The sequence below is a fragment of the Flavobacterium soyangense genome (assembly GCF_015277675.1).
Taxonomy (GTDB): Bacteria; Bacteroidota; Bacteroidia; order Flavobacteriales; family Flavobacteriaceae; genus Flavobacterium; species Flavobacterium soyangense.
Window position 1 is genome coordinate 20,786 of record NZ_JADHEC010000036.1, and the last position, 15,064, is coordinate 35,849.

Below are 15,064 nucleotides of genomic sequence, written 5' to 3' on the forward strand. Positions count from 1 at the left end.
AATTATATTGTTTTTTGCCCTACAAATTGCGTGATAAATTGTTCTTGGATTTCGATTTTGTGCGATGTAAAAAATTCAGGGTCAAAATTAGCTTCCCTAAAATGTTGAATTACATAATCAACCGATAGGTTTTTGGTAAGAACTTTGTCGAAAAATTCGTGACGCATTCTAATTCCAAAAGTATTGATCCCTAAAAAAGCTCTGGTGTCTTTATGAAACGAAATTCGAATGGCTTTTTTTCCTGAGGAATGTTCCCAATAAAATTGTTCCTCATATTCCAATGGTTTTGCAAAAACCCAACCATAGGTTTGATATTCTATATCTAAAAATTTAGCGGAATTAAACCAATGTCCCGGATTGTATTGAGTTGGATTTCCAGTTAATGTTTGTGCGAGAGCTTCGCCCATCATTCTACCGGTGTACCAAACAGCTTCGATTGGACGACGCAAACCTATTCCTTCGTGTTGTTCGGCACAGTCGCCAATCGCAAAAACATCCTTGATGTTGGTTTCCAATAAGCGATTTACTTTTACGCCGCGCCCCAAATCTATACCTGAATTTTTAAGAAAATCTACGTTAGGCGAAACACCAGCAGTCAAACCGACAATTTGGCATTCAATAGTTTCTCCCTTGTCGGTGATTATGGATTTTGCATAGCCATTTTCATCAGATATAATTTCTTGCAAACCCGTTTCCAATCTCAAATCAATATGATGTTCGAGAATATGCTTATTAATCATTTGACTTTCGCCAGAAGGTAAAACAGCATCCCAAAAACTCTTTTCCCGTACCAAAAACGTAACTGGAATATTACGGGAACGGAGCATTTCTGCCAATTCAATCCCGATTAATCCCCCACCAACAATAACCGCTCGTTGGCAAGTTGGAGCAAGTAATTCTAGTTTTTCTATATCTTGTTTGTGATATAATCCTAAAACGCCTTCTAAATCTTGGCCTTTCCATCCAAATTTATTTGATTTTGAGCCTGTCGCAATTACTAATTTGTCATAATTCAATGATGTTTGGTCTTCAAAAAATACTTTTTTAGCACTCGTGTCAACACTTTCAACAAAACCATTTATTAAATCTATTTTGTTTTTTTTCCAAAAATCGTCTTCATAAGGTTGAGTATGTTCAAATTTCATATGCCCCATAAAAACGTACATCAAAGCAGTTCGAGAAAAGAAAAATTCAGTTTCTGAGGATATAATGGTAATTCTGTGATCGGATTGTTTCCGGATATGACGGGCAAGTGTAATGCCTGAAATTCCGTTCCCAATAATGACTATATGTTCCATATTTTTATTTTTGATAAATGTAATATTTTATAAAACTAAAAAAATATTATTTACGTAAAATCTATTAAAAAATAATTCTCAAACCTAGATTAAACGATTGTCCTAAACCGGTATCATTGCCACGAACAAACTTGCTATACAAAGTTTCTAAGTTTAATGTTTTTAATAATTGATATTTGGCACCAAAACCTAAAGCGGTGTAATTTTGCTCAAATTTATTCCCCAAACTAAACAACTGTGCATGTTGAACAAAGGTAAGCACGGTAAATTTATTGGAAGGGAAATAACTCAAAAAGATCCCAGGAGCTAATTCTAAACTATTATTAGCATAGCCTTCTCCTTTTTTACCAAAGAAAAATCGGGATCCCAACTCAGTAAACAATTGGAATTTATTTCCTGAAAAAGTATAGTCATAAAAAAAACGGTTTTGCCAAATGTAACTTTTGTTAGCCAAATAGCCATTGCCATTACTTTCTTCGTTAAGCAATGGAATAAAAAAGGAGCTTTGTACAGAAAAATTTGATAAGTTTTTAAAAGGCGAAATTTTTACTGAGGGGGCAATATGCGAAAGTCCATTTCTGGATTTTCCTGCCTCGTTTTTAAAATCAAAAACACTTGTTACATCTTGACCGTTAAACGTGTTAGAACGATATTCAATGATAACACCAGCATTTATTTTTTTGTTATTAGAAACTCCAGTAAAAACTTCGAGAGACGTTGTAAAAAAGTTAGATCTTGGAACATCGATTGTGTTTCCATTACTTTCAGAACGAGTTTGTGTGTATAAATTATTGAACCATTTAATATCTATTTTTCCTTTTTCAAGAAGTTTAGATGGTGTGTAGTTTTGAATGTTGGATTTTTCCACAAATGTTGAGTCTGTTTGCCCAAAAGAAAGAGAAAAAGTAAAAATTGTAATTAATAGAAAGATAAATTTCATCTGATAGTGTATTTAAATAGTTAGTATTAGTCTATAAAATGTCTTTTCCTGACAAAACAATAAATATAAAAAGAATCAATTTTTATATTGATATTTGTAATCTAATATTTTTAACTCTTGCCTAGACTATATTTTATTTTTCTAATGATAACTTTTATGGGATTTTCTCAAGAAAATACTATTGGTAAAATAGACTTTCTGGGAACAAAAAAGATGAATATTGATTTTATAAAAAATTTGATACAAACCAAAAGTGGCGGAATATTGGATAGCTTAACAATCAAAAAAGATATTCAAGTTTTACAACGGTTAAATGGAATTTCGAAAGTAAATTTTTCGGTAATTAAGACCTTTGATAATTTGTATTCTTTGAGTTTTACCCTAATCGAGAATTTTACCATAATTCCTTATTTTTCTGCATCGACCACAAGTGGTTTTGGAGCTTATAGAGTTGGTTTGTATGAATACAATTTCTTAGGTAAAAACAATACAATCGGAGGTTTTTACCAATTTAACGAGTATAATTCCGGGGGCATTAATTTTTCATCACCTCAATTTTTTAATTCAAAGTTTGGATTTGAAATCAATATTCAAAAATTAATAAGCAAAGAACCTGTTTATATAAATGAAGCTAAATCTAATTATAAGTATACCAATACCTCATTTGAAGTATTGACTATTTTTCAAGTAAATTATCAAAATCAGCTAAAGCTTGGTGTTGTTTTATTCAATGAAAAATATAACTATATTGACGGAGCAAAATTTGCTGAGATTTCACAAAATTTTGACATCAATAAGCAGCTTGTCAAGGCAGAGTATTCTTTTGATAATGTGAATTTTGATTTCTATTTAGTAAATGGTTTCAAGAGTAATCTTGTTTTTCAATATGTAGTTCCAAACAGTAATTCTCAAAAAAAGTTTTTAATTGGCTGGAATGATTTTTTATATTACAAAAGATTGGGAAGCAAAGGGAACTGGGTTTCTAGACTTCGATTAGGATTGGCTACAAACAATAACAATCCATTTGCGCCTTTTCCTGTTGACAATAATTTAAACATTAGAGGTGTTGGTAATATTATTGATAGGGGAACTGGAGCCATTATTTTTAACACTGAATTCCGAAAAACAATTTTGGAAGAAAAAAGGTTTGTATTGCAAGGAAATGCTTTTATCGATAGCGGTACTTGGCGAAACGCTGGAGGTGATTTTAGTGACTTCACCAGCCAGAAAAACATTAGAGTCTATCCTGGACTAGGAATTCGTTTTATCCATAAAACTATTTTTAATGCGGTATTCCGACTTGATTACGGTTATGGCATTACCAAAGATGCTTCCAATGGATTTGTTTTTGGAATTGGACAATATTTTTAGAAGTTTTCACTTCACGTTTTTATTGTAATAGGATAACATACTTTCTGCAGAGTGTCCTAATCGTTGTTTGAGATGAATGACCATAAAATGATATTGTAGTCGCCAGATACCATTTTTCCGATATCTTCTGGCAGATGTTGTTAGATATTTGGGAATGATTATAAATTGTTTTTTTTGGTACAACCGTTTGATGATTTCATTGTCTTCATAAATAACGTAACTTTCATCATAACCATCAATTTCATAGAACAATTCTTTAGTTATAAATAAGGATTGATCACCACCACGACACGAAATGTGGTTTATTCTTGTAAACCATTGGGAAACTGATAAAACGGGGTGAAAATAGTCAAATTTCATTCGAAAACAACCCGCTTTATATCCCTTTTGAACTTGCTTGAGTATATGTAAATCAAAATTTTTTGGAGGAAAGCTATCGCAATGCAAAAAATATAAAATACCACCTGAAGCCACTTTCGCTCCAGCATTTAGTTGCTTTGCTCTTCCCTTTTCAGAGTAAATTAAAGTTGTTTTTGGATACTTTTTGATTTTTTTTTGGGAACCGTCGTTACTGCCGCCATCAACAAAAATAATTTCGTAATCAATAGTCTTTGAGATTGTATTTTCTAAATGCAACAAAGTCGATGCATGACATCGACTTTGTTAAGTATGGGAATAATTATGGAGATTTTATTCATTTAAATTCCAGTTGTAATCTTTAAAACTGATTTTTGCGTTATCATCCATTTTAACTAAACTGTATTTATTTATAAAGTCAATTAATGTCCCGTTCTTTTTAAAGTCATCGGAAAACCAATCAAAAATTTGGGACAATTCGGCTTTGTTTGCACTAATAGCATTTTTAGAAGCATCGTTTAAAAAACTTTTGGCGGCTCGTGATAATTGTTTTTCTAATTCCGCTTCAGTGTAAGCTTCATTTGCTAGATTTGGGCAAGAAAATGAAGCACAATTGATGGCAAAATGAATTCTTGGTTCATTCATTTTTCGTAAGATTTTATGTTCAATTTCTCCCAAACTATATTTTTTACCTCCCAAGGCAAAAAATTCTTTGTCCCAAGGACCGTTGATCTTTTTTATGCTTTTAATAGGATAATTATCCAGAATTAATTTAACGGTAAACGCATTATAGGCATTAATCCAATAAGCCAAAACTGCATTTTTTGACCATGACTTCTCTGGAGTGTTTTTTGCCAATAAATCTAAATAAGACTGTAAAGCAAGGGCATCTTTCTTAAACCCTTTATAGTCTACATTCCCTTTACTGGAAACGTGTTTTTGTAATAATTCATTCCATTTTGAATGATTTATTGCTGTTTCAATTTTATTCTCATGAGCTATTTCAGTAATCGCCGCATTAGTTTTTGCGCCACAAATAATAGCAAAGAATGTTAAGAGTAGAAGTGATTTTTTCATTTTTAATTAAATTTATTATAGTTAAGACTCAAAGAAAGAATAAACCTGACATATTATTTTCTGAAAGGATAAAATTCTTGCTTTATTTACACTAATGGGAATACATTTTCATCGTTAAAAACAACCTTATATATCGAGATTTTTCCTCCAAGGGAAAATTATTTCTAATGCCCAAACGACAAATTATATAGCTAATAACCCATAAAAATAATTATTCCAATCCGAAAAAACAATTTCATTTTTCAAGTAATTGAGTAGCCCAAGTAGGAATTGAAAATTATTTGAATGTATTGGTTTATATTAAAATTTGGTATAAAGTCCTAAATTTAGAGTTGGAGCCAATGGTGCGTTATCAATTCCGAATGCTCCAAAAGTTGAAAAATTGACTCCAAATTTATCCTTCTTAAATTCGTAATTTAATTTTAATCCTAAAGCATCAAAAGTTTGTCTATCCAAATAGGAAGGCCATTGATTGTTATCATTGTAGAAAGCGTTTTCTTTCGAAACAACATTTCGACTGTCAAAAGCCACGATTATGTACCCTTTTGGAATAATATTGTAACCAACTTCAGCAGATAATTTAATGTAATCAGAATAATTATTATCCAAATATCCGTAACCGATATTCCCAAAATAATACCATTTTCCATGGCTAGTACCAACAGTCACGTAAGGTAAAATAGTGTTGGCATTGAATCCCGTTGAAAGACTTTTTGATGCATCTTTTGTGATCGAATTTGCTGCATATTGTATCCCTGAACTAATTTTCCATTTGTGATCATAAATTTTATATTTTAATCCTATGGTAAGGTTTCCAAGTCCTGACAAATTCTGGGAATTATTTGTCCCGTTTGTTTGATAACTAACCGATTTGAAAGGCAAAATTAATTGCGCTTCTAATTTGTTAGTAATTCCATATTCTCCATATAACTGCGTAGTTATATCTGTATAATCTGAGTTTAAATCAGTTGTTTTTCCATGATATTCTATCTGATTGTAAAACAATCCGGTAACACTTAATTGGGCATAAACTTTATTTTTTTCGCGTGTCCAAGTACTTTGGGCATTGATGTTTTGTCCTATAAAAAGGAGAGTTATTACTACTGAAAGGGCAATTTTTTTCATTCTAAAATAGTTTTAAATTTATAATTACTTTTTTTTAAATCTTCAAAAGTATCAATGTCGTTAAGGGTTTCAATAACCTCAATTTTATAGTCTTTCAAATTTTTAATTGTTGATGACAAAACCGTCGAAGTTCCCCATTTTTTATTTTTAAAAAGCGAAGGAATTATGTTTTTTAAGCCTAAGAGATAATAGCCTCCATCTTCGGCAGGGCCGATAACAACTTCATTATTTTGTAATTTTTTGAATGCATTATCAATAATATCGGATTTTAAATCAAATAAATCACTCCCAATTATAATACAATTCTGATACCCTAAATCAAATACATTTTGAAAAGCATTTTGCATTTTTGCTCCTAAATCTTCCCCAAACTGTACTCTTTTTTCATATAGATTTTCCGACCAAATATCATCTGTTACAATGTATTGATCATAAAAAACAAATTTATCGCATTCTAGACTTTGGGTTTCATTCATTGTGTGAAGGAGTAAATCCTTGTAAACTTCCAAAGCATTTACATCACCAATTATTTTTGCCAATCGAGTTTTTACTTTTCCTAATTGGGGATTTCGTATAAAAATTATCAGTGCGTTACTCTTCATAAATTTGATTGCCTTTTTTGAGATAAATGCTCCACTTTTTACTAAAAGTATGGATGTTTTCGGTTATTTCATTTTTATTGTCAACAACAATTCCACCTTTATTTTTCCATTCGAAAATACCGCCGTATAGATTAAAAACTTTTTTATAACCCAATTTAAAAAGGTTTTCTCCAATTTTTTCACTCCGCACTCCTATGGAACAATATACTACAATCAGAGCATTTTTATCCTTTACAATTGATGTGACTTTTTGGGCATCAAATTTATCATACCCAATATTAATAGAATTTTTAATGTGGCTGACATTGAACTCTTTTATTTCCCGAGTATCCAACAAAACATATTTGTTCTTTATTTGGAGCTCATTAACTGTAATGTAAGGAACCGATTTTTTGTTTAATTTCTCTAAAACTTCTGGAATTGTACTTTGAGCAAAGCAAAAAGTCGTTAATATTAGAGTTATTGTTGTTATAAAAATTCTCATCATATCCCATTAATAATTATTTTCATAGACGAAGAAAATGTAAATTACTGACACGCAATAATAAATTAATATTAATTCATTATTGAAAATTCAGCAATATGATCAACTTTAAATAATTATTGGACGTCACCAGCGACCTTTTTAGGAAGTACTCATGCTCTAAATTAGCACATCTTAGGATAATTATGATATATTAAACTTTTTTTCAATGAAAATACTAATCTAAAATTTCTAGAAATCAAAAGGTAAGATCTTGAAAAGATTTTTTTCTTTTATGTGTTTGGTGTCAACATAAATTTCATTAATTCATTATATATCGTTTAATTGCTCAGGATTTTTATGAAGCAATTTATCCTTGAATTATTCTTTTTTTGATGTTTGCTAGAAACGTAGCTACTAATTTCTTCCGAAGTTCAAGTTGTATACCTGAAAATTTTTCATAGTATGGAGCGATTCGGATTGAGCTTTTAACTAAAAAACAGACTTTATGATTCTTATGGTCTTGTGTATTTTTAATTATTTCAGAAACATCTGGATAAAACTTTACTTCATCAGTTGACTTACAATTTATAAATCAATCGTCCTAAAAGTTAAGTTTATTCTCGGTTTGGTTATTAGTTTAGTCGGTGGTAGTCTATGCAACCAATTAGTTTGCGTAGCATCTTTCATAACCAATAAACTTCCGTGTTCTAAAATTAATGAAACGGTTTCTTTTGTTTCCTTGTGCTTGAATGCAAATTTGCGTTCTGCTCCAAAACTTAAGGAACCGATTGCTCCATTTTTTTTTAAATCTTTTTCAGCATCGCTGTGCCACGCCATTCCCTCATCACCATTATGGTATAAATTGAGTAAACAGGAATTGAACATTTCTCCTGTTTTTTCTTCGATTATTGATTTTAACTCTAATAATTCCTTTGTCCAAGGTAAGGCTCGCTTGGTGGTGTTAGAATAGGTGTATTCAAAATCGCTGTCTCCATACCAACCTACTTTTCGTTTGGTTATTATTAGTTTTCCATAGATTAGGGCTTGGTCATTTTTCCATTCGATTGTATCCATTAAACAATCAAAATAGTGATTTGCTTTTTGATTACTCAATAATTTCCCGTAATAATTTGCAATACCATCTTTTGGTAATACGTTTTTTGAGCTGTCTATTTCGTTGTTAAATAAATCCATTTTTTGTATTCTATTTTCATGCAATGTCCGCAAGGTCGAAAACCATTTTTAATGGCTTCGTTTTCTGATGCGAAAAAAACTCTGTTTTCACGTTTCATTCGTTTGCCTGATTTGCATTTTAATGTTCCGTATATTTTTAACTTTACATTTCCACCAAAAGTAATCACTTTATCTTTGATTTTGCTTCGTAAATCCCTCTCATTTATCTCACTATGCTTTATCATCCTTAACTTAATGCATCGTGAAAAATAATCCCTAAAGTGTATCTTTCACCACTTTGAATTTCGCTTACGCCGTGTTTCATATTCACACGATAGTACCCTTTAGTCCCTTTTATTGGTCGAAAGTTAGTGGTAAAAATGAGCATATCGCCTTTCTTGGGTTTTAATACGATGGCTTTTGATTGTGCTCTTGGTGTTTGTTGGGTTAACACAAATTCGCCACCTGTAAAATCTTGGTCTGGTTCGTTTAGAAATAAAACAGTTTGAATGGGAAAATATACATCTCCATACAAATCTTGATGCAGTGTATTAAATCCGCCTTTGCCATATTTTAAAATCAAAACGGTTGCTTTTAATTGATTATTTGCATTGCATTGTTCTAAAAGTTGTTGATGTGTATTAGGAAATGTCGTAGCAATATTTAGTGCCTTCATCCAAGCGTTTGCAATTGGTGCCAATTTTGGATAAATACTTTCTCGAATGCTTTGAATAAGATTTGGTAATGGATAATTGAAATATTTATATTCGCCCAAACCAAAACGGTAGCGTTCCATTACTACCGTTTTTCTGTAAGCATTTGAATTGTTGTAGCCTGTTATTAATTCAGAACATTCAAAATTGGTTAAAAGATTTGGAATAATTGAATATCCTTTTTCGTGCATAGATTCAGTAATGAATGTCCAATCTATATTTTCTATTGTACTTTTTATTTTATACATATCTATAAACTTGAAATTTCTAATATTATATCTGTCAATTTTTCAGGCATACTAAAAAATGGCGAATGGCTAGATGCAATTTTATATACTTTCAAACAAGGCATTTCCGCTAACATTTTCTCTTGCAACCAAGGTGTTATTGCTCTGTCTTCGGTACATTCAATATAATATCGTGGTACACTTCCATAATTTTCTTCCGTAAGTTTCAATTCTGCTTTTGCAGACTCTGTTGATTCGGGTAACAAAATAATATTTGCCATTTGCGTAATGTCATCAGGGCAATCGTGGTATAATCCTTCTTTATAAATTTCAGGTAAAAGCATAGAAGAAATAGTACCATTGTACGTAATATGACCACCTAAAACTTCTTTTTCATCTAGTACAAAATAGTCCTTGGCACATTTTCCATTAGCAACAAGTACCGCCGCTAAATAGATTAATTTTTCGATTTTATTTGGTCGTAATTCTGCTAATTGCGAATTGAATATTCCGTTTTTGCTGTGAGCCACTAGTATTACTTTTCCGGGAATACTATCAATAAGTTTGCACAATTGTTGAATTGTTGCATCGAATCTTACATTTTCTATTGGCGTTTTATCTCTTCCCATTCCTGGCAAATCAATGGAGTAAACGGTATGTCCTTGCTCTTCGAGTAAGGGTGTTACTTTGTACCAATTCCAAGCACTATGCCAAGAGCCATGAATGAGAATAAATGTTTTTTTTTCGCTTTTGTTTTGAGCATTCATTTGAAATGGATTAAAAAATAGTGTAATAATTAGCAAACTTAGGTACGCTGTCTGGGCGTCCTTTAGTTTCATTTTTATTTGACTTTAATATTTGATACAAAAATCTAACTATTCTTCTAGTCACAAAACCCGAAACTTGCTAAATAAATTCGGAATGTGTTTTTGTTCCTTCCCAACCAATAATGGCTGTTTTTCTGGTATTACCCCACATATAGCCACCCAATATTCCTGTAGATTGAATTACTCGATGACAAGGAATTAAGAAAGCAACAGGATTGCTTCCAATAGCCGTACCTACTGCTCTTGAAGCCTTTGGATTTTCAATTTTAGTGGCTATAGCACCATAGGTTGTAAGTTGACCCAAAGGAATTTTTAAAAGGGTTTGCCAAACTTTTAGTTGAAAGTCTGTTCCTTTTAAGTGCAGTTTTATTTGATTTAATTTTGTCCAATCGTGAGTGAAAATGTAAAGTGCATTTTGCTGAATTAAATCTACCATCTGTCTGAAATGGGCATTTGGAAAATGGTTTTGCATAGTTGAAAAGGCCAAAGTTTCATTATCAGCAAAAGCCATATAGCAAATTCCTTTGTCAGTAGATGCCACTATAATATTCCCAAAAGGACTCTCCGCAAAACTATAATTTATACCTAAATTTTTCCCACCATTTTTGTATTCGGCGGGTGTCATTCCTTCTATGTTTATAAACAAATCGTGTAGTCGCCCTGTACCTGAAAGTCCTGTTTCGTACGCTGTCTCAAAAAGTGTTGCTTGATTATCTTTTAAAAGCGTTTTGGCATATTCTACAGTTGTAAATTGTAAAAACTTTTTTGGACTTGTGCCTGCCCATTCACTAAAAAGTCTCTGGAAATGAAAGGGACTTAAATGAACCTTCTCGGCAACCTCATCCAGATTGGGCTGCTCTTTAAAGTTTGCTTTTATATAATCAATTGCTTCTGCAATTCTGTTATAATTAATATTTTGTTGTTCGTTCATTATGTTCGAAATTTATAATGCAAATATCGAAAGAAATCTGTCGTTATAAAATCCGAAACTTGCTATTATTTAGTCCGTTTGCTGAATATTTAGAATATCATTAAATAGCTGCCGATAACATTAATCCGGTTTTGTGATGTAGGTAATTAAAAAACTGATTTTTAATTACGCAATTCAGCCCTTTTTACACAAATATACAGTTTTCGCCTCCCCTTCTGTCCTTCGTTATTAAAGAAGTCTTTCGTCAACGGAATATTTCCCGCTTCCATTGATAAGGGTCGCTATAGATAAACCAATTATTAGCAAGTGATACTCATAACCTTCACCTTTTTGATTCCCAAACCAATTCATAAAAAAACCATTGTCAAGGTGCGATGTGAAAATAATTCCTAAAAAAAGTACAATTGTTAAAACCGACCAAATGCGGCTTGCAAAACCTACTATTAATGATACTACTCCTATAAATTCTATGATAATCACTAAGAAGCCAATTATCCAGGGCAAATGCATTGTATTTGTAAAAAAGCCCATTGTTCCAGTGAAGCCATAACCACCAAACATTCCAAGCATCTTTTGTGCGCCGTGTGGAAAAAGAATTAAACCCAGTGTAAGACGAGTAACTAAACCTGTCAAATCGTTATTTGTGTTGAATAGTATATTTTTCATTTTATTAATTATTTAGATTGTTTAAATTGTTTTGTGAGTTGCGCAATGCGTTGTCCGAAAAGTTCAGCTGTTTCTAAACCTTTTGGTAAGTTTACTTCTGTTGTTGAATTGTCAGAAAGCGTCATAAGTCCTAAGTAACTTGCAAGTCCGTTGGGCTCTTCCAATTGTTTGTCGTTTTCAAACTTTGGCAAGATGCCTGTTGAAATCCAAAGCATGCTATGTTGAGAAGCAAAAAGTGAAAGTTGTTGCAGTGTGTTTAACTTGTCGCCATTTAATGTTGATGAGTTTGTAAAACCAGCAGCAAATTTGTCTTTCCATTTTTGGGTATACCAAAATTTCCCTGTCGCTTCCATAAATTTTTTAAAATCGGCAGAGATTGTTCCCATATAAGTAGGGCTACCAAAAACTAATGTGTCTGCCTGATGCAACAACTCAAAGTTGTCCTGAGCTTCAAGAGTTGACAAAAGCAATACTTGTTCCAATTCTCTTGAAGCCCCTTTTTGGATATGCTGGGCAACAATTTTTGTATGTCCATATCCACTGTGGTAAATAATTACAATTTTCATTTTCTGTTATTTTGTTAAATAATAGTGCAAAATAAAAGAGAAATAGAAGGATAAAAATTAAAGTAGTTTAACAAATTATTTTTGGGATAATTTTCTGCGAAGGATACTCAAAAAAACAGGTGTAATTCCTAAATATGCCGAAACTTGTTTTTGGGAAAGTCGTTGTTCTAAATTGGGATGTTTGGCAATAAAATCTAAATAACGCTGCTCAGCCGAGTAAGAAAGATTTTGATTAATGCGCTGTTGCTGCGCAATAAAAGCGTTTTGAAGTATCAGCCTAAAAAAGCGTTCAAACTTAGGAACCCTCTCAAATAGTTTGTCAAGATTGACTTTTGTAATTTGTAGTATTTCTGAGTCTTCTAATGCATCAATAAAATAAGTTGAAGGACTTTGAGTAAGAAAACTATAAAGATCCCCTACCCACCAATCTTCAATTCCAAACATTACAATATGTTCAAAACCATTGTCGTCAATTGTATAAGTTCGAAGACAACCCTTAATAATAAAATTTTCGGTCTTGCAGAGGTCGCCTTGCTTTAATAAAAACTCTTTCCGTTTAAGTTTTTTTGTTTGAAGTAGTGAAATAAAAAAGTCTGTCTCGGTTTTGTCGAGATGTATATGTTGGCTAATATTTTGAATAATTAAATCTGTGTTCATAAATTTTACTGTCCTCCGTTAGGGCTTAATTTTTTTCCTAGCCACAAGTGCTTTGGTACTAAATTAGCATAATCTTTTGGTTTACCAAATTCTGACAAATACAAACCATTGCACAAATTAAGCTTATTGATCTAATCGCTTGTGGCTAATGTTAGCGGTTAATAGCTTTTATCGTTAGTTTGTTCATTAAGTTTTCTTGTCTGATTTATAAATATTTGGGGTAAATAGTTCCATATACAATTCTGGTTTTGGCAATTTAGTAAAACCATACTTTTCATAAAGCCAATCTGCTGTCGAAGTCAATAAAATCCATCGTCTCAAACCTTTTAAATTGGGGTGTCCCATTACAACATCCATTAGTTTTTTTGAAAGTCCTTGTCCACGATAATTATCCAAAACATAGATATCACCCAAATAGGCAATAGTCGAAAAATCTGAAATTACTCTTGCAAACCCTATTTGTTTATTGTAATGAAAAAGTCCGAAGTTTAGAGAATTGTCAATAGAAGTTTTTACTCTATCAAAAGGGATATTATCACTCCAACCTGAATATTTTGATAAGAAGTCGTGGATTGCAACAACGTCCAACTTTGTATTGTCTGTCGTGATCAAAAACTCTCCAAATGTATGTTCAACAATTTCCATTTATAAACTTTTTTTTAATTTTTTAACTATTCGATTTGACACTTTACAATGATTGTCAATGTTTTGCGGTTTGTCAATACTGCGTTTTTTTTTAGCATCAAAATTATCATAACCCCTGAACTTTGATTATTCACAAAAGTCTTTAAAAAAGCACTAATCACGCTGTATTGCCATGTTGCTGTAGGTCGTTCGGTTTATTTTCTTTATTACTTTAGTTTTTCATTTTTTCAATTTTAACAAATATGTTTTCAAATTGTGTTAATTTATGGTCGCCTTCGATATATTGAATTTCCACTAAATCTTAATATTTTTCTATAACTGGTTTTGTAGCGACTATAAAACGAAAACCTATAGCTTATCGATATATGTTAAGTTTCTTAAAACATAATCAAACCTAATAACTTTAACTATAAAAAACTAATAAAGAATAATAAATCATTAATTATCAACAATTGTCATCACAGGGAAAATTGTCCATCTTATTGCGTTTATAGTCCATTTTGAACAGTTTTTGAATTTGCATCTTTGAAGTGTAAATTAGTCTCAGGCAATTTCACAACAATAAACTTAAACTTTTTTAAAACACTAGCAAATGACCGAATTACAACAAACTATCGCTACAGTAGGAGTTCATTTAGGAATTTCAATTATCATTACTTTACTTTTTTTATCGTTTAGCAAAACCGAAAAAAAATATTTGCTAATTGTGTTTTCATTTTTTTTCATGTCAACTATAGCAATTCTTTACATCCCTATTCTTCCATTTCTTGAAAAACTAAATTATAATTGGCAAGGAAAATTTTTGAGCCTAATAATTGCTTTAGCTTTTGTATATTTTACTCCGTATTTAACGAAGGATCAAGCGGGCTTTTCTTTCAAGGTGAACAAATCTGTTTGGATACCATTTTTTGTCTTATTGGCGATAAGCATTGGCTATAACATTTATGAGTCCGGACTTGCAGGAGGAGATAGAACAAATGAATATTTATTGTTTGAATTAACTATGCCGGGCATTTCAGAAGAGCCCATTTTTAGAGGAGTTTTGCTAGGATTATTAAACGTCGTATTCATTCAGAGGAAAAACATCTTTGGTGCAAGTATGGGATGGGGAGCTTTAATACAATGTATCTTATTTGGTGTTGGGCACGCTGTATATTTCGATGAACACCAACACATTCAATTTTTAATCTCGGGTTTTGTAATTACCTTTATTTTAGGTGCATTTATGACCTATTTAAAAGAAAAAGGAGAAAGCATAATTCCTGCTTTGCTTTTCCATAATTTATTCAATGGTTCATTATCTATTATTAACCCGTTGGGTGTAATTAAACTATTTGTGTTTTAATATTGTTTATTGGTCTTTCAAAAATAAATCTATTGATGAATTGAACCAAAGTTAAAGCTGTTATTTTAGCTAAAATTC

Annotated in this window: 18 protein-coding genes and 1 pseudogene; 2 read left to right on the forward strand and 17 right to left on the reverse strand. The window is 31.6% G+C overall.

The window, feature by feature from the left end:
* Window positions 1-2: 2 nt before the first annotated feature.
* Both IR213_RS13580 and IR213_RS13585 read right to left on the reverse strand, forming a co-directional pair.
* Window positions 3-1,298: an NAD(P)/FAD-dependent oxidoreductase gene (locus IR213_RS13580; RefSeq protein ID WP_194312844.1), complete on the reverse strand. Its 1,296-nt coding sequence runs from the start codon at window positions 1,296-1,298 to the stop codon at window positions 3-5.
* A 64-nt stretch (window positions 1,299-1,362) separates the two neighbouring features.
* The gene (locus IR213_RS13585; RefSeq protein ID WP_194312845.1) at window positions 1,363-2,238 is read right to left on the reverse strand and encodes a hypothetical protein; all 876 of its coding nucleotides are present in this window, start codon (window positions 2,236-2,238) and stop codon (window positions 1,363-1,365) included.
* Window positions 2,239-2,394: 156 nt separating this feature from the next.
* Between IR213_RS13585 and IR213_RS13590 the strand changes: the two genes are divergently transcribed.
* The gene (locus tag IR213_RS13590) at window positions 2,395-3,609 is read left to right on the forward strand and encodes a BamA/TamA family outer membrane protein (protein WP_228479194.1); all 1,215 of its coding nucleotides are present in this window, start codon (window positions 2,395-2,397) and stop codon (window positions 3,607-3,609) included.
* Between the two features lie 6 nt (window positions 3,610-3,615).
* Here the strand turns inward: IR213_RS13590 and IR213_RS13595 are convergent, their stop codons facing one another.
* The 14 genes from IR213_RS13595 to IR213_RS13660 all read right to left on the reverse strand — a co-directional run bounded on the left by IR213_RS13595 (window position 3,616) and on the right by IR213_RS13660 (window position 13,641).
* A complete protein-coding gene (locus tag IR213_RS13595; RefSeq protein WP_262892067.1) occupies window positions 3,616-4,245 on the reverse strand; it encodes a TIGR04283 family arsenosugar biosynthesis glycosyltransferase in 630 nt (209 codons plus the stop codon).
* A gap of 54 nt (window positions 4,246-4,299) precedes the next feature.
* Window positions 4,300-5,043, reverse strand: coding sequence for a DUF547 domain-containing protein (locus IR213_RS13600; RefSeq protein ID WP_194312847.1), 744 nt, complete (start codon window positions 5,041-5,043; stop codon window positions 4,300-4,302).
* A gap of 300 nt (window positions 5,044-5,343) precedes the next feature.
* Window positions 5,344-6,168, reverse strand: a complete 825-nt coding sequence (locus IR213_RS13605) for a transporter family protein (protein WP_194312848.1) — start codon at window positions 6,166-6,168, stop codon at window positions 5,344-5,346.
* Complete coding sequence (locus tag IR213_RS13610) at window positions 6,165-6,770, reverse strand: TIGR04282 family arsenosugar biosynthesis glycosyltransferase (RefSeq protein WP_194312849.1); 606 nt, start codon at window positions 6,768-6,770, stop codon at window positions 6,165-6,167. The genes IR213_RS13605 and IR213_RS13610 overlap by 4 nt, the downstream gene beginning before the upstream one ends.
* Window positions 6,760-7,257, reverse strand: a complete 498-nt coding sequence (locus IR213_RS13615) for a rhodanese-like domain-containing protein (protein ID WP_317173155.1) — start codon at window positions 7,255-7,257, stop codon at window positions 6,760-6,762. The genes IR213_RS13610 and IR213_RS13615 overlap by 11 nt, the downstream gene beginning before the upstream one ends.
* Window positions 7,258-7,821: 564 nt before the next feature.
* Window positions 7,822-8,430, reverse strand: coding sequence for an alpha-ketoglutarate-dependent dioxygenase AlkB family protein (locus tag IR213_RS13620; RefSeq protein ID WP_194312850.1), 609 nt, complete (start codon window positions 8,428-8,430; stop codon window positions 7,822-7,824).
* Window positions 8,406-8,654: an Ada metal-binding domain-containing protein gene (locus IR213_RS13625; RefSeq protein ID WP_194312851.1), complete on the reverse strand. Its 249-nt coding sequence runs from the start codon at window positions 8,652-8,654 to the stop codon at window positions 8,406-8,408. Before IR213_RS13625 ends, IR213_RS13620 begins: the two co-directional genes overlap by 25 nt.
* Before the next feature lie 2 nt (window positions 8,655-8,656).
* Window positions 8,657-9,370 (reverse strand): 2OG-Fe(II) oxygenase, encoded by a 714-nt coding sequence (locus IR213_RS13630; RefSeq protein ID WP_194312852.1) that lies wholly within the window; start codon window positions 9,368-9,370, stop codon window positions 8,657-8,659.
* Window positions 9,371-9,372: 2 nt separating this feature from the next.
* Window positions 9,373-10,188, reverse strand: coding sequence for an alpha/beta fold hydrolase (locus IR213_RS13635; RefSeq protein ID WP_228479195.1), 816 nt, complete (start codon window positions 10,186-10,188; stop codon window positions 9,373-9,375).
* Window positions 10,189-10,255: 67 nt separating this feature from the next.
* A complete protein-coding gene (locus IR213_RS13640) occupies window positions 10,256-11,107 on the reverse strand; it encodes a bifunctional helix-turn-helix domain-containing protein/methylated-DNA--[protein]-cysteine S-methyltransferase (protein WP_194312853.1) in 852 nt (283 codons plus the stop codon).
* Window positions 11,108-11,335: 228 nt separating this feature from the next.
* On the reverse strand, window positions 11,336-11,773 hold the full coding sequence (locus IR213_RS13645) for a DoxX family protein (protein ID WP_194312854.1): 438 nt from the start codon (window positions 11,771-11,773) through the stop codon (window positions 11,336-11,338).
* Between the two features lie 8 nt (window positions 11,774-11,781).
* Window positions 11,782-12,339 carry a flavodoxin family protein gene (locus IR213_RS13650; protein ID WP_194312855.1) on the reverse strand — a complete coding sequence of 186 codons (558 nt, stop codon included), beginning with the start codon at window positions 12,337-12,339 and terminating at the stop codon, window positions 11,782-11,784.
* A gap of 75 nt (window positions 12,340-12,414) precedes the next feature.
* Window positions 12,415-12,996, reverse strand: coding sequence for a Crp/Fnr family transcriptional regulator (locus tag IR213_RS13655; RefSeq protein ID WP_194312856.1), 582 nt, complete (start codon window positions 12,994-12,996; stop codon window positions 12,415-12,417).
* A 186-nt stretch (window positions 12,997-13,182) separates the two neighbouring features.
* A complete protein-coding gene (locus IR213_RS13660) occupies window positions 13,183-13,641 on the reverse strand; it encodes a GNAT family N-acetyltransferase (protein ID WP_194312857.1) in 459 nt (152 codons plus the stop codon).
* A 592-nt stretch (window positions 13,642-14,233) separates the two neighbouring features.
* Between IR213_RS13660 and IR213_RS13665 the strand changes: the two genes are divergently transcribed.
* Window positions 14,234-14,986 (forward strand): CPBP family intramembrane glutamic endopeptidase, encoded by a 753-nt coding sequence (locus IR213_RS13665; protein ID WP_194312858.1) that lies wholly within the window; start codon window positions 14,234-14,236, stop codon window positions 14,984-14,986.
* On the opposite strand, the pseudogene IR213_RS13670 reads toward IR213_RS13665, so the two are convergent.
* Window positions 14,967-15,064: pseudogene (locus IR213_RS13670) on the reverse strand (IS982 family transposase); the annotation flags it as partial. The gene IR213_RS13665 and the pseudogene IR213_RS13670 overlap by 20 nt on opposite strands.

Bases quoted from the DNA above. Each gene is read 5' to 3' on its own strand.
- IR213_RS13580 (WP_194312844.1), bottom strand. From the start codon at position 1,298: ATGGAACATATAGTCATTATTGGGAACGGAATTTCAGGCATTACACTT.
- IR213_RS13585 (WP_194312845.1), bottom strand. From the start codon at position 2,238: ATGAAATTTATCTTTCTATTAATTACAATTTTTACTTTTTCTCTTTCT.
- IR213_RS13590 (WP_228479194.1), top strand. From the start codon at position 2,395: ATGGGATTTTCTCAAGAAAATACTATTGGTAAAATAGACTTTCTGGGA.
- IR213_RS13600 (WP_194312847.1), bottom strand. From the start codon at position 5,043: ATGAAAAAATCACTTCTACTCTTAACATTCTTTGCTATTATTTGTGGC.
- IR213_RS13605 (WP_194312848.1), bottom strand. From the start codon at position 6,168: ATGAAAAAAATTGCCCTTTCAGTAGTAATAACTCTCCTTTTTATAGGA.
- IR213_RS13610 (WP_194312849.1), bottom strand. From the start codon at position 6,770: ATGAAGAGTAACGCACTGATAATTTTTATACGAAATCCCCAATTAGGA.
- IR213_RS13615 (WP_317173155.1), bottom strand. From the start codon at position 7,257: ATGATGAGAATTTTTATAACAACAATAACTCTAATATTAACGACTTTT.
- IR213_RS13620 (WP_194312850.1), bottom strand. From the start codon at position 8,430: ATGGATTTATTTAACAACGAAATAGACAGCTCAAAAAACGTATTACCA.
- IR213_RS13625 (WP_194312851.1), bottom strand. From the start codon at position 8,654: ATGATAAAGCATAGTGAGATAAATGAGAGGGATTTACGAAGCAAAATC.
- IR213_RS13630 (WP_194312852.1), bottom strand. From the start codon at position 9,370: ATGTATAAAATAAAAAGTACAATAGAAAATATAGATTGGACATTCATT.
- IR213_RS13635 (WP_228479195.1), bottom strand. From the start codon at position 10,188: ATGAAACTAAAGGACGCCCAGACAGCGTACCTAAGTTTGCTAATTATT.
- IR213_RS13640 (WP_194312853.1), bottom strand. From the start codon at position 11,107: ATGAACGAACAACAAAATATTAATTATAACAGAATTGCAGAAGCAATT.
- IR213_RS13645 (WP_194312854.1), bottom strand. From the start codon at position 11,773: ATGAAAAATATACTATTCAACACAAATAACGATTTGACAGGTTTAGTT.
- IR213_RS13650 (WP_194312855.1), bottom strand. From the start codon at position 12,339: ATGAAAATTGTAATTATTTACCACAGTGGATATGGACATACAAAAATT.
- IR213_RS13655 (WP_194312856.1), bottom strand. From the start codon at position 12,996: ATGAACACAGATTTAATTATTCAAAATATTAGCCAACATATACATCTC.
- IR213_RS13660 (WP_194312857.1), bottom strand. From the start codon at position 13,641: ATGGAAATTGTTGAACATACATTTGGAGAGTTTTTGATCACGACAGAC.
- IR213_RS13665 (WP_194312858.1), top strand. From the start codon at position 14,234: ATGACCGAATTACAACAAACTATCGCTACAGTAGGAGTTCATTTAGGA.